13 protein-coding genes are annotated in these 15516 nt (G+C 61.1%); 4 read left to right on the forward strand and 9 right to left on the reverse strand.

Annotated elements, in window-relative coordinates; translation table 11 throughout:
* Positions 1–1791: an ATP-binding protein gene (locus AB4N85_RS22060; protein ID WP_252868538.1), complete on the forward strand. Its 1791-nt coding sequence runs from the start codon at positions 1–3 to the stop codon at positions 1789–1791.
* On the opposite strand, the gene AB4N85_RS22065 is transcribed toward AB4N85_RS22060, so the two are convergent.
* The 7 genes from AB4N85_RS22065 to AB4N85_RS22095 all read right to left on the reverse strand — a co-directional run bounded on the left by AB4N85_RS22065 (position 1788) and on the right by AB4N85_RS22095 (position 9054).
* Positions 1788–3401 carry an EAL domain-containing protein gene (locus tag AB4N85_RS22065; protein ID WP_252868539.1) on the reverse strand — a complete coding sequence of 538 codons (1614 nt, stop codon included), beginning with the start codon at positions 3399–3401 and terminating at the stop codon, positions 1788–1790. The two genes, AB4N85_RS22060 and AB4N85_RS22065, sit on opposite strands and share 4 nt — an antisense overlap.
* Before the next feature lie 75 nt (positions 3402–3476).
* Complete coding sequence (locus tag AB4N85_RS22070) at positions 3477–4259, reverse strand: N-acetylmuramoyl-L-alanine amidase (protein ID WP_252868540.1); 783 nt, start codon at positions 4257–4259, stop codon at positions 3477–3479.
* Positions 4260–4360: 101 nt separating this feature from the next.
* Entirely contained in the window at positions 4361–6376 is a 2016-nt protein-coding gene (locus AB4N85_RS22075) for a GGDEF domain-containing protein (protein WP_252868541.1), read from the reverse strand.
* A complete protein-coding gene (locus tag AB4N85_RS22080) occupies positions 6373–7251 on the reverse strand; it encodes an endonuclease/exonuclease/phosphatase family protein (protein ID WP_024014985.1) in 879 nt (292 codons plus the stop codon). The genes AB4N85_RS22075 and AB4N85_RS22080 overlap by 4 nt, the downstream gene beginning before the upstream one ends.
* Positions 7252–7265: 14 nt before the next feature.
* Positions 7266–7907 (reverse strand): thiol:disulfide interchange protein DsbA/DsbL, encoded by a 642-nt coding sequence (locus AB4N85_RS22085; protein WP_016772349.1) that lies wholly within the window; start codon positions 7905–7907, stop codon positions 7266–7268.
* A gap of 199 nt (positions 7908–8106) precedes the next feature.
* Entirely contained in the window at positions 8107–8718 is a 612-nt protein-coding gene (locus AB4N85_RS22090) for a c-type cytochrome (RefSeq protein WP_041476483.1), read from the reverse strand.
* A 30-nt stretch (positions 8719–8748) separates the two neighbouring features.
* The gene (locus AB4N85_RS22095; protein WP_016772347.1) at positions 8749–9054 is read right to left on the reverse strand and encodes a c-type cytochrome; all 306 of its coding nucleotides are present in this window, start codon (positions 9052–9054) and stop codon (positions 8749–8751) included.
* 191 nt (positions 9055–9245) lie between these two features.
* Between AB4N85_RS22095 and yihA the strand changes: the two genes are divergently transcribed.
* On the forward strand, positions 9246–9890 hold the full coding sequence (yihA, locus tag AB4N85_RS22100) for a ribosome biogenesis GTP-binding protein YihA/YsxC (RefSeq protein ID WP_056791221.1): 645 nt from the start codon (positions 9246–9248) through the stop codon (positions 9888–9890).
* A gap of 401 nt (positions 9891–10291) precedes the next feature.
* Here the strand turns inward: yihA and polA are convergent, their stop codons facing one another.
* Positions 10292–13096, reverse strand: coding sequence for a DNA polymerase I (gene polA / locus AB4N85_RS22105; protein ID WP_056791224.1), 2805 nt, complete (start codon positions 13094–13096; stop codon positions 10292–10294).
* A 74-nt stretch (positions 13097–13170) separates the two neighbouring features.
* On the opposite strand from polA, the gene AB4N85_RS22110 reads away from it, so the two are divergent.
* Entirely contained in the window at positions 13171–13461 is a 291-nt protein-coding gene (locus AB4N85_RS22110) for a DUF2782 domain-containing protein (RefSeq protein WP_041476480.1), read from the forward strand.
* Positions 13462–13516: 55 nt separating this feature from the next.
* Positions 13517–14470 carry a homoserine kinase gene (locus tag AB4N85_RS22115; RefSeq protein WP_252868542.1) on the forward strand — a complete coding sequence of 318 codons (954 nt, stop codon included), beginning with the start codon at positions 13517–13519 and terminating at the stop codon, positions 14468–14470.
* A 91-nt stretch (positions 14471–14561) separates the two neighbouring features.
* Here AB4N85_RS22115 and AB4N85_RS22120 read toward each other — a convergent pair whose 3' ends face one another.
* A complete protein-coding gene (locus tag AB4N85_RS22120; RefSeq protein ID WP_252868543.1) occupies positions 14562–15482 on the reverse strand; it encodes a zinc ABC transporter substrate-binding protein in 921 nt (306 codons plus the stop codon).
* Positions 15483–15516: the final 34 nt, after the last annotated feature.

The raw sequence follows: 15516 nt of genomic DNA on the forward strand, positions 1-15516 counted from the left end.
ATGAAACTGGCGATCAAGCTGCGCACGCGCCTGTTCCTGAGCATTTCTGCGTTGATCACCGTGGCCTTGCTCGGGCTCTTGCTCGGGCTGGTCAGCGTGATGCAGATGGCCGGGTCGCAGGAAGCGTTGGTGCGCAGCAACTTTGTCACTCTGGATCTGGGCCTCAAGCTGCGCCAGACCCTCGGTGATCAATTGATCATCATGCTCGCCGAGAAGCCCGACCCCGTCGCGTTCGAAGCGTCCAAGCAGCACTACTTCGAGTTGCTCGACCAAGGCATCGCCCAGCAGCAGGAGGGCGATGGCCAGCCTTACGGTTTCCGCCAGGCCAAGGCCGACTACCTGAACTTCCTCGCCTCATTCGACGTGACTGCCGAAGCGGCAAAGAACGCCAGCACCAGCACGGATTTCCGCGAGCGCTTCAATATTCTGCGTAATGGGTTGATTGCTGAGCACAAGCACGCGCTGGACAGTATCAATGAGGTGCAGCACGCCGCTCGCGAACGTGCCCTGCTGATAGCCGGGCTGCTTGGCCTGGTCGGGCTGGCGGTGCTGATCATCGGTTTTGTCACGGCGCAGGGCATCGCTCGGCGCTTCGGCGCACCGATCGAAGCGCTGGCCAAGGCTGCCGACAACATCGGCCAGGGCAACTATGACGTGACTCTGCCGATTTCCACGGCCATGGAAGTCAACCTGCTGTCGCGGCGCTTCGGCCTGATGGCCGAGGCGTTGCGCGAACACCAGGCGATGAATGTCGACGAACTGTTGGCCGGCCAGCAGCGCTTGCAAGCGGTGCTCGACAGTATCGACGACGGTTTGTTGATGATTGATCGCCAGGGCCAGCTCGAGCACCTCAACCCTGTTGCTCAGCGCCAGTTGGGCTGGGAAGACGATCGACTGGGCCAAGGCTTGGGCACCGCGCTCGGCCGCCCGGAACTGGATGCGCAACTGCAATTGGTCCTGCGCGGCGGCACGCTGGAGCGCGCGCCGGAAGATCTGAGCATCGAAGTCGATGGCGAATCGCGCCTGCTGACCTACAGCCTAACGCCGGTCAGTCATACCCAGGGGCATATACTCGGCGCGGTGATGGTGCTGCACGACGTCACCGAGCAACGCGCGTTCGAGCGCGTACGCAGTGAGTTCGTCTTGCGCGCTTCCCATGAACTGCGCACGCCGGTCACCGGCATGCACATGGCTTTCGGGCTGTTTCGCGAGCGGGCCAAGTTCCCGGCGGAATCGCGCGAAGCTGACCTGCTGGATACGGTCAACGAAGAAATGCAGCGGCTGATGCAATTGATCAACGACTTGCTGAATTTCTCGCGCTACCAGAACGGTCTACAGAAACTCACCCTGGCGCCATGTTCCATTGAGGACCTGCTGGAGCAGGCGCAACTGCGCTTTGCCGACGTGGCTGCGGCCAAAGGTGTTGCGCTGAACGTCGAGATTCAAGGCCCGCTGCCGAGGTTGCAGGCTGATCAGGCGCAACTCGATCGCGTCCTCGACAACCTGATCGACAACGCCTTGCGCCATACCGCCCGCGACGGCCAGATCCGTCTGCAGGCGCGCCGCCATGGCGAGCGGGTGATCATCAGCGTCGAAGACAATGGCGAAGGCATTGCCTACGGCCAGCAGGGGCGGATTTTCGAGCCGTTCGTGCAGGTCGGGCGCAAGAAGGGCGGCGCCGGGCTCGGCCTGGCGCTGTGCAAGGAAATCGTCCAGTTGCACGGCGGGCGCATGGGCGTCTACTCGCGGCCTGGGCAGGGCACCCAGTTCTACATGGCGCTGGCGGTTTAAGCCTCGTCGTCCATACGCCGCCCGGCCAGGCGTCGACCTCGGGTGATCAGTTCGATGAATTGCACGGCGCTCAAGGCGTGGGCGAACAGCCAGCCCTGACCGAACTTGACCCCCTCACTGCTGAGCAGCGCTGCCTGGGATTCCAGCTCGATGCCTTCGGCAATCACTTTCAGATCCAGCGCCTGCGCCATGTGAATGATGTGCGGAGCGACGCCGCTGCTCGCCGCGTCATGGCCCAGCGCATCGATGAACGCCTTGTCGATCTTCAGGCAGTCCACCGGCAAGGTCTGCAGATAGGCAAGGCTGCAATAGCCGGTGCCGAAATCATCGATCAGCACCTGATGGCCGACGTCGCGCAAGGCTTGCAGGTTTTCCCGCGCCACCACCACATCGATCAGGCCGCGCTCGGTGACTTCGAAGGCTATCTGCCGCGCGGCGACCCGGTGCAGGGCAAGCAGCCGCGCCATGACCTGGCCGATGCGCGGCACCATGACGTCGCAGGCCGCGAGGTTCACCGAGATATACAGCTGCGGATTGGCGCGCAGTAACTGGCCCAGTTGTTCGAGCAGACGCTGCAACACGAAGTCGGTCATCTGCCGGATCTGCCCGGTGTTCTCCGCCATGGGAATGAACAGGTCGGGGCTGGTCAGGGTGCCGTCCGGGCGCCGCCAGCGCAGCAGCGCTTCGGCGCCGACGCAGTGGCGGCTGTCGAGGTCGAAGATCGGCTGATATAGCACCTGCAACTCACCCCGGCGGATCGCACCGTGCAGCTCGGCATCCAGTGACTGGCGCTGACGCACCAGCAGCAAGGTCAGAAAGCCGACAACGGCGCCGGCGATCAGGCACACCGGCAACAGCCACCACCACACAGCCGGGACGTGCATGCCCGTGCGCGGCGTGATCAGCACCAATTGATATTCCGGGTTGTCGGTGGGCATGCGATAGATCAGCCGCGTTTGCGTGACTTGCAGCGCATCACGGCTCTTCGGTGGCCAGGGTTCGGTCGGTGGCCAGGTCTGTGCGGTGCCGAGCACCGGAATCGCGCGAGTGCCGTGATCGAGTACCACCAGCAGGCTGCTGCCGGGCGACAGATCGACCATGTCGGTCAAATGGCCGCGCGAGGTAGCGACACGAAAGTTACCGCGCCCGAGCATCAGTGCCGCGCGGTTTTCATCGGGTTCGGTGGTGGTGTTCAGCCAATAGCTGTAGGTCGGGCCCTGAATGTCCGGCGCGCGCACCAATGACAGACCTTCCTGGCGCGGACGGTTGGAGCAGAATCGCGAAGCGTCCATATATGCCGCTTCATAGACGAAGCGGTAGTTGAAGGTGACTTGCTGCAGAGTCGCGATCATTTCTTCGTCGCAGCCACGCAAGGGCTGGGCTTCAAGATCGTCGAGACTTTCGCGCAACTGGCCGAACAATTGTTCGAGGCGAGCGAGGAAACGCTCGCCCTGGGCGTTCATTTCCTGGCTCTCGCGCACTTCCATCTGGCGTATCGCCGCGAACATACCGCCGGCGATCAACAGGCTGGCGCTGAGGACAGCCGCGATCATCGCCAAAAAAACAGGGCGATAAAACCAGCTACGCAGCGTCTCTCGGGTCGCAGCCATCAAGGATTTTCCGAAGAATTACCATGAGTTATAGCTGCTGATTGCGATTTCGCCCTGACCGTCGGGCGGGCGTCATTATTTTGTCTGATTGAGGACCAGAAGAAGTGCTGCGGTTTGCGCATCCGGCGTCCCGTCGAAGCGAGCAGGGCGGTAATGCATTTGGAACGCTGCGAGGACATGGCGCGTGGCGACGTCCAGCTCGCCGGTCTGCGGTGTGTCGTAACCCAGACGCGCGAGTTGCGCCTGGAACCAGCCGATCTCCGGCAGCGGATTGGTGTTGAACACCGCCTGCTGACGCGCCACCGCTTGCTCGTTCGGCCACAGGCCAAGGCCTTCGGCGGCGAGACGTTTCCACGGAAACAGTGGCCCCGGATCAAGCTTGCGCAGCGGCGCGATGTCGCTGTGACCGATGATGTGCCGCGGGCTGATGCCGTTGCGCTTGCTGATGTCCTTGAGCAGGGTGATCAACGATTCGATCTGCGCTTCGCTGTACGGATACCACAGGCGCCCGGTCGGGGTGTCCTTGTAGCCGGGATTGACGATTTCGATGCCGATGGAGCTGGAGTTCAACCAGGTGCGGCCCTGCCATTGACTCTCGCCGGCGTGCCAGGCCCGTTGGTCTTCGTCCATCAGCTTGTAGATTGTGGCGTTGTTGTCATCGCCGATCAGGTAATGGCTGCTGACGTCGCCATGGGTCAGCAATTGCAGCGAACGCTCCAGCGACGCCGAGGTGTAATGCACCACGACAAACTGGATGCGGCTGTCGTAATTGGCCGAAGGGTGGCTTGTGTCGTAACGCGGGCCGCTGGCGCAACCAGCGAGGACGAACAGCGAGGCAACAAGGGCAAAGAATTTCATGGCAGAGGACAATACGCAGAAGACAGTAATGCAACAGTGTAACGTACCGGTTTGGCCAGCGTTCGCCAGTGGGCGGAATTAAACAAAATGGAACAATTGCCTTAGCCGAGCTCCACTCGGTTGCGTCCGGCGTTTTTTGCCCGATACAGCGCCTGATCGGCTCTTTTCAACACTAGATCGCTGTGTTCTCCGACCCTGAACGATGCCAGTCCCATGGAAATCGTAATGGTCACTCGCTCGCCCTTGAAATGAAACGGGCAGGCTTCGATCGCCGCGCGCAGGGTTTCCAGCAGTTTTGCGCCAACCGCTGGCGGCGTCGCCGGCAGCAACAGCACAAACTCTTCACCGCCGAAACGGGCGATGAAATCCGAGCCGCGCAGGCGCTTGCGCAGCACTGTGGCGATGATCTTCAGGACTTTGTCGCCGGCCAGGTGGCCGTAGCTGTCGTTGATCCGCTTGAAGTGATCGAGGTCGAGCATGGCCAGGCTGAGGGTGTTGCCGTGCTGCTGCCATTGCTGGATTTCATGCTCCAGGCGTTCACTCCACGCCGCGCGGTTAGGCAGGCCGGTCAACGGATCGATCAGGGCTTTCTGCCGCTGCTCTTCAAGGTGTTCACGGAAGCCCATGGCTTCCTGCTCCATATGCGCCACGCGCTCCGACAGGCTCTTCAACCTGGCGGCGACTTCCTGCTCGCGGGCGTCGCGCTGCTTCTGGTGCTGATCCATCGTTCCCAGCAGGCCTTCCAGATGATTCTCCAGCACATGCTTGAGGTCATCGAGGTCGGCTGCTTGCTGGACGCTGCTCTGCAAGCCGTCGACCTGCTCGCGAATCTGCGTGTCCATGGCCCGCGCCGCCGAGCTGTTGTCGGCATGCCCTTCGCTGGCCGCTTGCAGGTTGCTCTGGAACGCTTCAAGGCGTTCGTTGAGCTGTTGCAGATAGGCTTCGAATTCGTGCTGACCGCTATCGGTAATCGCCAGCATCAAAGTTGCAAGATCGTCGAGGATCGGCAGCAGTTCGTACCAGTTCAACCCGTGTTTGAGCCGTTCGCGCATGGCTTCGGCTTGCGGCCGGTGACGCTCGGGCAGGGTCAGGTCATCGAGCAGGCCGATCAGCGTGTCTTCGATGTGTCTGGCCACGGAGCTGTAGGACGGCTCCGGGGAATCCGGCAGAGCGAAGAGGATGTCGTGTTCCGACTGCTCCGGGTCGATAGCGGCCAAGGCTTGAGCGATTGGCTCGGGCAAGGGCAGGCTGTCGAGGAGCAGCGGCGAGGGATCGCCGGGGTGGATCAATTCATCGGGGTTGAACGCCTCGGTTGCTGGCGCAGCGACGGTCATCTCGGCGTCCGCGGCGGGTTCAACTTGCGCTAGCTCGGCTTCAACGACGACCACAGGCGCAGCGAACGCAACGACTTGCGGCACATCAGGCGGGGTCTGGGCGGGCGTTTCGATGATGGTCGCGGGCGCTGCGATCGCTGGCTCCGCGTTGGCCACCGGTGCCGATTGCGCAGGCTCCGGTTCAGGCTGCTGAGCTTCGACCAGCTGCGGCACTGGTGTTGCTGGTATGTCGGCCGCCGGTGCAACGGTTTCTTCACTGTCGCGACTACCAAACAAACGCTGCAACAACCCCGGCCGACCCGGCTCGGCAGGCGTCTCCAACTGACTCAAGGCCTTGCCCTGCAAGCCACTGAGCTCGCTCAGCAGCAGTGGCATTTCCCGCGCCTGACCGACGCGGCTGTCCAGTTGTTTGGCGAATTTCTTCAGCGGTTGCGCGACTTCGCGCGGCAATGGCAAAGCCTGCAACTGGGTGACCAGCGCGGTCAGCGCGGTGCTGACCTGATCAATGCGGGTCTCACGGCGCTGCTCGGAGTCGAGCACGGCTTTTTCCAGACGCGGCAGCAGGGCGGCGAGGCCGGCGTCCATGTCATCGGTGCGCACCACTTCGCGCATTTCTTTCATGCACTGATCGACGGCCTTGTCGGTGCCCTCGGCCGCCAGCGTGCTGCGCACCAGACCGCGCCGCAGCAGGTCGAGTCGCGCGGCCCAGCGGCGTTCGAGCTTGTCCTGCTGTTCGATGCTCTTGAGGTACTTCTCTTTCCAGCGCTGGGCGTCGTCGCTCATTCACAGGTTCCGCGAGGGGCAGGGCTCAACGCGGGCAATGCGTCGGCCGTGAGCGAACCCGGCAGACGAATTTCCACCGCGACCGGCAGGTGATCGGAAATGGGCTGGGCCAGTACCTCGACCTTTTCCAGGGTCAGGGTCGGGCTGAGCAGAATATGATCAAGGCAACGCTGTGGGCGCCAGCTGGGGAAGGTCGCTTCCACCTGCGGGGCCAGCAGGCCGAGATCGCGTAATGGCGAGTGTTCGAGCAGGTCGCTGGCATGGGTATTCATGTCGCCCATCAGCACCTGATGCTTGTAACCGCTGATCAAATCACGAATGTAGGCCAGTTGCAGGCTGCGCGTCCGCGCGCCGAGGGCCAGGTGCATCATTACCACCACCAGCGCTTCCGGACCTTCGCCGAAACGCAGCAGGATCGCGCCGCGACCTTTCGGGCCGGGCAGCGGGTGATCCTCGATCGCCCACGGCTTCAGGCGACTGAGCACGCCATTGCTGTGCTGGGCCAGTCGACCGAGGTTGCGATTGAGTTGTTGATACCAGTAGGGAAAGGCGCCGAGATGGGCCAGATGTTCGACCTGATTGACGTAGCCCGAACGCAGGCTGCCGCCATCGGCTTCCTGCAGCGCGACCAGATCGAAGTCGCCGAGCAGGTCACCGATCTTCTGCAGATTGCCGGAACGCCCGGTGTGCGGCAGCAGATGCTGCCAGCTGCGGGTCAGGTAATGCCGATAGCGCTCGGTGCTGATGCCGACCTGAATGTTGAAACTGAGCAAGCGCAGACGCTGGTCTGCGGGCAGGCCCGTAGACGCCAGGTGATGCTCGTTGACCTGCGGATCATGCAGGCCAACGATGCGTTCGGACTTCCAGCGGCGCATGGCGAATGCCGCGCTTAGTTGGCAGCAGCCTTGTTCGCCGCTCGCTCTTTGGCGACCAGATCGTCAGCCAGCTTCAATGCTTGCTCGGCACCACCGGCAGAGCCGATGTCGAAGCGGTATTTACCATTGACGATCATGGTTGGCACGCCAGTAATTTCGTACTTCTTCGCCAGCTCACGGGCCTTGACGATCTGGCCTTTGATAGCGAACGAGTCGAAAGTGGCGAGGAACTTGTCCTTGTCCACGCCTTGAGTGGCGAGGAAGTCAGCCATGTCGTTCTTGTCGGTGAGCTTCTTGTGTTCTTTCTGGATCGCGTTGAACACGGCGTTGTGTACCTGGTGCTCGACACCCATGGCTTCGAGGGTCAGGAACATCTGGCCGTGAGCGTCCCATGGGCCGCCGAACATGGCGGGAATGCGCACGAAGTTGACGTCGGACGGCAGTTTTTCAACCCATGGATTGATCACTGGCTCAAAAGCGTAGCAATGCGGGCAGCCGTACCAGAACAGCTCGACCACTTCGATCTTGCCAGGCTTTGCAACCGGCACCGGATTGGCCAGTTCGACATAAGGGGCGGCAGGGGCTTCAGCGGCCTGGGCGGTGACGCCGAACAGGCTGGCAGCGACGAGGGCGGCGCTGATGATCAGATTACGCATGCTTTACTCCTGAACAATTTGGGTCGCCTCGCTCGACCTGTTTCGACACAGATCCTGGCGGGCATGAGTGCTGTAGTGTAACGGCAGCGGCCACAAAAAAGAGCGGCCAAAGCCACCCTTTTTATACTTGCTGCGAAGGATTAATCGAGCGTTAACGTGGCAGGCGTTACGCGCCTCGTGCAACCCTCGAATCAGGGTCTCAGTGCAAGCCCTGGATGTAGCTGGAAACCGCAGCGATGTCTTCGTCGCTCAGCTTGCGTGCGATGGTGCGCATGGTCATTGCGTCGCCGTCGTTGGCGCGACCGCCTTCTTCCTTGCGGAAATCGGTCAGTTGCTTGGCGATGTATTGCGCATGCTGGCCACCCAGGTGCGGGAAGCCTGCTGCAGCATTGCCGGCGCCGTTCGGCGAATGGCAGCCGGTGCAGGCTGGCAGGCCTTTTTCCAGGTTGCCGCCACGGAACAGCGCTTCACCGCGAGCGACGATCTTCGGATCGGCGGCGCCGACACTGCCTTTCTGACTGGCGAAGTACGCAGCGATGTCGGCCAGATCCTGATCATTCAGGTTGGTCAGCAGCCCGGTCATTTCCAGCACCACGCGCTTGCCCGACTTGATGTCGTGCAATTGCTTGTCGAGGTAGCGTTCACCCTGACCTGCCAGTTTCGGAAAGTTTGGCGCCATGCTGTTGCCGTCCGGGCCATGGCAGGCCCCGCAAACGGCAGCTTTGGCCTGGCCTGCTGCGGCATCGCCGGCAGCATGGGCGATACCTGAAATTCCCACGGTCAACAGCAGACTCACGATCAATTTGTTCATCAGCTAATCCAACTACGGCTAAGGGTTAAGTTATGGACCGGGCTTACTCTCGCTCATCCACAGGATGATGGCCTGGTAATCCTCGGCACTGCAGTCCATGCACAAACCACGCGGCGGCATCGCCTTGAAACCCTGGGTCACGTGTTGCACCAGCGTCCCCATACCTTTCGCCAACCTCGGCGTCCAAGCTTCCTGATCGCCTCTTGCGGGCGCCATGGGTAGTTGGCCGGAATGACAGGCACCACAAACACGGTTGTACACGGCTTCCGGATCCTGTGTAGCCTGTGCGCTGTAAAGCGGCATCAAGACTCCGGCAGCCAGCAGCCATTTCGTCATAAAACGACCTTTTCAGGGTTGAGAGCGTTCTGCGTTCTAATGCGCAATCAAAGTCTGTCGCTCTCGTGAACTTCATCCTTCGCTGGGACAAAGCACACACAAAATCTGCGGCATTATATACTGGCGTCACTGAAACGGAAGCGACACCGCGTTCCGCGCCCAATCCCGGCGCCGCCCACATCGGAAATCCCATGCAACTCAAGAATCCCATCCTCGGCCTGTGCCAACAGTCCACGTTCATGCTCAGTGCCGCCAAAGTCGATCAATGCCCAGACGACGAAGGCTTCGAAGTGGCGTTTGCCGGTCGTTCCAACGCTGGCAAATCCAGCGCGCTGAACACCCTGACCCACGCCAGCCTGGCGCGCACCTCGAAAACTCCGGGTCGCACACAGCTGTTGAACTTCTTCAAGCTAGACGATGATCGCCGTCTGGTCGACCTGCCGGGCTACGGTTATGCAAAAGTACCGATCCCGCTCAAGCAACACTGGCAGCGCCACCTTGAGGCTTACCTCGGCGGTCGGGAGAGTCTGAAAGGTCTGATTCTGATGATGGACATCCGCCATCCGATGACCGACTTCGACCTGCTGATGCTCGACTGGGCCGTCGCCGCTGGCATGCCGATGCACATCCTGCTGACCAAAGCCGACAAACTCACCTACGGCGCAGCCAAGAACACCCTGCTGAAAGTACAGTCGGAAATCCGCAAAGGCTGGGGCGACTCGATCACCATCCAACTGTTCTCCGCACCAAAACGCATGGGCCTGGAAGAGGCCTACACCGTATTGGCCGACTGGATGGAACTGGCAGACAAAAACACCGAGGCGGCAGCCGAGTAAGACAATTTCAAAACTGACTGTGGTGCTGTCAGGCAAGGCGAAAGCACCGCTAAAAAGCGGAGTTTAGGGTACCTAAATGAGCATTTTTAGCGGTGCTTTTAACGCAGCATGACGGCATCACAGCCAGTTTTGGGGCAAAAAAAGCCCCGGACTTCATTGGGGAGGGAGAAGTTCCGGGGTTTAAGTTCCGAACCGCTAGGGCGGGGTTCAGATATCTGCCAACACTTAACACAACATAGGAGCATCGAAGGGCTTCACCAGCCATTCAGTACCTCTGAGTGTTCGGTCGACAGATTAGTTCAGATTTTTTTCAAAAAGCTTTGGAATAGCCTCAAGCATTTATCGTTCTAAGCCGGTTTACGGGACTTGCCGCGACGTCGCGTCGCGGCACCTTTACAAACTCAGTGCGCCTCATCCCAGTTGTTGCCCACGCCAACTTCCACCAGCAGCGGCACATCCAGTTTCGCCGCTTCGCTCATGTGCGTACGAATTTCGGCACTGACCTGCTCGACCAGATCCTCGCGAACCTCCAGCACCAGTTCGTCGTGCACTTGCAGGATGACCCGGGCATCCAGCCCCGACGTGGCCAGCCAGTTATCCACAGCCACCATCGCTTTCTTGATGATGTCCGCTGCCGTGCCCTGCATCGGCGCGTTGATCGCTGTGCGTTCTGCAGCGGCGCGTTCCTGCGGCTTGTTCGAGTTGATCTCCGGCAAGTACAGGCGACGACCGAAGAAAGTTTCGACGTAACCCTGATCCGCCGCTTGCGCGCGGGTACGCTCCATGTATTCGCGCACGCCTGGATAACGGGCGAAGTAGGTGTCGATGTAAGCCTTGGCGGTCTTGGTGTCGACGCCGATGTCCTTGCCGAGCTTCTGCGCGCCCATGCCGTAGATCAGACCGAAGTTGATCGCCTTGGCGCTGCGGCGCTGGTCCGAGGTCACTTGATCAAGCTCGACCTTGAATACTTCGGCAGCGGTTGCAGTGTGCACGTCGAGATTGTTGCGAAAGGCGTTCATCAGGCCTTCGTCGCGGGACAGGTGGGCCATGATCCGCAGTTCGATCTGCGAATAGTCCGCCGCCAGCAGTTTGTAACCCTTCGGTGCGACGAACGCCTGACGAATGCGTCGGCCTTCGGCGGTGCGCACCGGAATGTTCTGCAGGTTCGGATCACTGGAAGACAGGCGCCCGGTCGAAGCCACGGCCTGATGATACGAGGTGTGGATGCGCCCGGTGCGCGGGTTGATCTGCTCGGGCAGGCGATCGGTGTAGGTGCTTTTCAGCTTGCTCATCGAGCGGTGCTCCATCAGCACCTTCGGCAAGCGGTGATCGTCTTCGGCGAGTTTCGCCAGCACTTCCTCAGCGGTGGACGGCTGGCCTTTGGCGGTTTTCTTCAGCACCGGCAGACCAAGCTTTTCATAGAGAATCACGCCCAGCTGCTTCGGCGAGCCGAGGTTGAATTCCTCCCCGGCAATTTCAAAGGCTTCACGCTCCAGCGCGACCATTTTGTTGCCCAGCTCAATGCTCTGAATGCCGAGCAGTTCGGCATCGACGAACGCACCCTGGCGTTCGATGCGCGCCAGTACCGGTACCAGTGGGATTTCGATGTCGGTCAAGACGCTGGCCAGGCTCGGAATCGCGCTGAGCTTGTCGAACAGGATCTGGTGCAGGCGCAGAGTGATGTCGGCGTCTTCGGCGGCGTACGGCCCGGCCTGTTCCAGGGCGATCTGGTCGAAGGTCAGTTGCTTGGCACCTTTGCCGGCGATGTCCTGGAAGCTCACCGTGGTGTGGTCGAGATACTTCTGCGCGAGGCTGTCCATGTCGTGACGGGTCGCGGTGGAATTGAGTACGTAGGACTCGAGCATGGTGTCGAAGGCGATGCCGCGCACGCTGATGCCTTCACTCTGATCGCCGCCAATGGCGCAGTTGGCCAGAATGTTCATGTCGAACTTGGCGTGCTGGCCAACCTTGAGTTTGCTCGGGTCTTCCAGAATCGGCTTGAGTGCGCGCAGCACGGTGTCGCGATCCAGCTGCTCCGGCACGCCGATGTAGGAGTGGGTCAGCGGGATGTACGCAGCTTCGTTGGCCTGTACGGCGAACGACAGACCGACCAGTTGCGCTCGCTGCGCGTCGATGCCGGTGGTCTCGGTGTCGAAGGCGATCAGCTTGGCGTTGCGCAGTTTTTCCAGCCAGACGTCGAAGCGAGCCTGATCGAGGATGGTTTCGTAGGCGGCTTCGGCAGGGGCAGCAGGTGCCTCGGCTTGCGGGGCGCTGAAAAGATCATGGGCGAGCGCAGGTTCGGCCGCCGCGCTCAGTTCCAGACGCTTGGCATCGCGATCCAGATCATTGAGCCAGCTCTTGAATTCCAGCAGGGTGTACAGCTCGTAGAGTTTGGCCGGGTCTTCCTGGCCCATCTGCAGATCATCGAGGCCGATATCCAGCGGCACGTCGACCTTGATGGTCGCCAGTTGATAGGACAGGAACGCCATTTCCTTGTGCTCTTCGAGCTTGGCCGGCAGGGTTTTTGCGCCACGGATCGGCAGGGTCGGCACGATGTCGAGGTTGGCGTACAGCTCGGTCAGACCGCCGTTTACGCCGACCAACAGGCCGGACGCCGTCTTCGGGCCGATGCCCGGCACGCCCGGAATGTTGTCGGAGGAATCGCCCATCAGCGCCAGATAATCGATGATCTGCTCCGGTGCGACGCCAAATTTCTCCTTCACGCCTTCCACATCCATCGAGCTACCGGACATGGTGTTGACCAAGGTAATGTGGCCGTCGACCAGTTGCGCCATGTCCTTGTCACCGGTGGAAATGATCACCGGGCGATCCGCCGCCGCGCTGCTGCGGGCGAGGGTGCCGATCACATCGTCGGCCTCGACGCCGTCGACGCACAGCAGCGGGAAGCCGAGGGCGATCACGCTCTGGTGCAGCGGCTCGATCTGCACGCGCATGTCATCGGGCATGCTCGGCCGGTTGGCCTTGTATTCGGCGTACATCTCGTCACGAAATGTTCCGCCCTTGGCGTCGAACACCACGGCGAAGGGGCTGTCCGGGTACTGCTTGCGCAGACTCTTGAGCATGTTCAGCACGCCTTTGACCGCACCGGTCGGCAGGCCTTTGGACGTGGTCAGTGGTGGCAGTGCATGAAAGGCGCGGTACAGGTAAGACGAACCGTCCACCAGGACGAGGGGGGCTTGGCTCATGAGCAGGATCAACCTTTTCGGCGGGTCCGGCGCTAGAATAGCGGGACCGTTGACGACAAAGGGACAAGGTTATCATGCGTACGTTAAATCGCTTGCTGCTGGTCGGGTTGATCGCTGTCTCACCACTGGCCGCGATTGCGGCGGATGATGCGCCGGGCGGCGACCCCGAGGTCACCATCCGCACGGAGGGCGACAAGACTATTCAGGAGTACCGTCAGAACGGTTTCCTGTATGCGATCAAGGTCACGCCGAAGGGCGCGCCGCCGTACTTTCTGGTGCGCGCCGACGGAACGGATGCCAACTTCATCCGCTCGGACCAGCCGGATATGCTGATCCCGTCATGGAAGATCTTCGAATGGAAGTAGGTTTTTAATTCACTTGTGGCGCCGCCGTTGCGGCGCCCGTACTGGCAGTCAAGACATGTCTGTGTTCACTCCCCTGGCTCGGCCCGAGCTGGAAACCTTTCTCGCCCCTTACGGGCTCGGCCGCCTGCTTGATTTCCAGGGGATCGCCGCCGGCAGCGAAAACACCAATTTCTTCATCAGTCTGGAGCAGGGCGAGTTTGTCCTGACCCTGGTCGAACGCGGCCCGGTGCAGGAGATGCCGTTCTTCATCGACCTGCTCGACGTGCTGCACGAAGCCGAACTGCCGGTGCCTTACGCCCTGCGCACCACTGACGGCGTGGCACTGCGTGAACTCAAAGGCAAGCCGGCGTTGCTGCAACCGCGTCTGTCGGGCAAGCACATCAAGGTCGCCAACGCCCAGCATTGCGCCCAGGTCGGTGAGTTGCAGGCACATCTGCATCTGGCGACTCAGGGCGAGCGCATGATCAAGCGCAAAACCGATCGCGGCCTGGACTGGATGCTGGAGGAGGGCACTGAATTTCTCTCGCACCTGAGCGATGAGCCGCGTGCCTTGCTGCAAAAGGCGCTGGATGAGATCACCGAGCGCAAAGAGAAGATTCTTGCGCTACCTCGCGCCAATATTCACGCCGATCTGTTCCGCGACAACGCCATGTTCGAAGGCACCCATCTGACCGGGTTGATCGACTTCTACAACGCCTGCTCGGGGCCGATGCTGTACGACGTGGCGATCGCGTTGAATGACTGGTGTTCGGACGAGGAGGGCGTGATCGATGGCCCGCGCGCCCGGGCATTCCTCGGTGCCTACGCGGCGCTGCGCCCGTTCACGGCGGCGGAGGCTGAGCTCTGGCCAACGATGTTGCGTGTGGCTTGTGTGCGGTTCTGGCTGTCACGCCTGATCGCCGCCGAGCAGTTCGCCGGGCAGGATGTGTTGATTCACGATCCGCAGGAATTCGAGCAGCGCCTGGCGCAGCGGCAGCAGGTGCACACACCGTTGCCTTTCGCCCTTTAAGATCAAAAGATCGCAGCCTTCGGCAGCTCCTACAAGGGATTGATGTACACCCTGTAGGAGCTGCCGAAGGCTGCGATCTTTTTCTATGGGGTTACAGAGATTCCAGGCATTCCGCCAAATCATTGCCCAACTTTTCCAGCACCTGCTCATAGCCCTGAGCCGTCGCCGGTGTGTACCCGCCCAACGCATCCAGCTCGGCGAGTTTCACCGGCAAACCGGCCACCAGGGTTTCCGCCAGGCGCGGACGCAACGGCGGTTCGCTGAACACACAGGTCTTGCCTACTTCCTGCAAACGCTTGCGCATCGCCGCGACATGCTGGGCGCCGGGCTGTACTTCGGCGGCCACCGCGAACACGCCCGCGTGCTTCAGGCCGTAAGCGTCTTCGAAATAATCAAAGGCCTCGTGAAAGACGAAGTACGGCTTGCCTTCGACATTGGCCATACGCGTCTTCAAGCGCTGATCCAGCGCATCCAGACGTTCATCGAAGGCTTTGGCATTGCTCTGATAGCGCTGGGCATTGGCCGGGTCGGCGGCGCTGAGGTCGGCGGCCATTTTGTCGGCGATCACCCGCGCATTGACCGGTGACAGCCACAAATGTGCATCCAGCGAGCCGGGGCGATGATCGTGATCATGCTCATCGGCCTCTTCGGCGTGGGAATGGTTGTCCGCGCCGAAATGCCGCAGCTTGAGCCCCGGCAGATCCTGCACGGCGACGCTCGGCAGGCTGCGACCGCCGAGTACGCGCGGCAGGAAACCTTCCATGTCCGGGCCGATCCAGTAGAGCAGATCGACTGACTGCACCTTCCGTACGTCGGACGGGCGCAGGGCGTAATTGTGTGGGGAGGCACCCGGCGGCAGCAGCACCTCGGGAATCGCCACGCCGTCCTGCACGGCAGCGGCAATCAGCTGCAACGGTTTGATACTGGTGAGCACTTTGACCTCGGCCTGGGCCGTACCGATCAGCAGAAAACTGGCAACACAAGCCACAAAAACAGAAAAAAGTCGGGACACGATGACCACTCAAGGAAGCGAGAACGGGTAACAT

This window comes from Pseudomonas sp. H1_G08 (assembly GCF_054681355.1).

What these genes read in the sequence shown, in the direction of transcription:
- AB4N85_RS22060 (WP_252868538.1), top strand. Translation starts at nt 1, where the DNA reads ATGAAACTGGCGATCAAGCTGCGCACGCGCCTGTTCCTGAGCATTTCT.
- AB4N85_RS22110 (WP_041476480.1), top strand. Translation starts at nt 13,171, where the DNA reads ATGCGTACGTTAAATCGCTTGCTGCTGGTCGGGTTGATCGCTGTCTCA.
- AB4N85_RS22080 (WP_024014985.1), bottom strand. Translation starts at nt 7,251, where the DNA reads ATGCGCCGCTGGAAGTCCGAACGCATCGTTGGCCTGCATGATCCGCAG.
- AB4N85_RS22075 (WP_252868541.1), bottom strand. Translation starts at nt 6,376, where the DNA reads ATGAGCGACGACGCCCAGCGCTGGAAAGAGAAGTACCTCAAGAGCATC.
- AB4N85_RS22065 (WP_252868539.1), bottom strand. Translation starts at nt 3,401, where the DNA reads ATGGCTGCGACCCGAGAGACGCTGCGTAGCTGGTTTTATCGCCCTGTT.
- AB4N85_RS22085 (WP_016772349.1), bottom strand. Translation starts at nt 7,907, where the DNA reads ATGCGTAATCTGATCATCAGCGCCGCCCTCGTCGCTGCCAGCCTGTTC.
- AB4N85_RS22070 (WP_252868540.1), bottom strand. Translation starts at nt 4,259, where the DNA reads ATGAAATTCTTTGCCCTTGTTGCCTCGCTGTTCGTCCTCGCTGGTTGC.
- yihA (WP_056791221.1), top strand. Translation starts at nt 9,246, where the DNA reads ATGCAACTCAAGAATCCCATCCTCGGCCTGTGCCAACAGTCCACGTTC.
- AB4N85_RS22115 (WP_252868542.1), top strand. Translation starts at nt 13,517, where the DNA reads ATGTCTGTGTTCACTCCCCTGGCTCGGCCCGAGCTGGAAACCTTTCTC.
- polA (WP_056791224.1), bottom strand. Translation starts at nt 13,096, where the DNA reads ATGAGCCAAGCCCCCCTCGTCCTGGTGGACGGTTCGTCTTACCTGTAC.
- AB4N85_RS22090 (WP_041476483.1), bottom strand. Translation starts at nt 8,718, where the DNA reads ATGAACAAATTGATCGTGAGTCTGCTGTTGACCGTGGGAATTTCAGGT.
- AB4N85_RS22095 (WP_016772347.1), bottom strand. Translation starts at nt 9,054, where the DNA reads ATGACGAAATGGCTGCTGGCTGCCGGAGTCTTGATGCCGCTTTACAGC.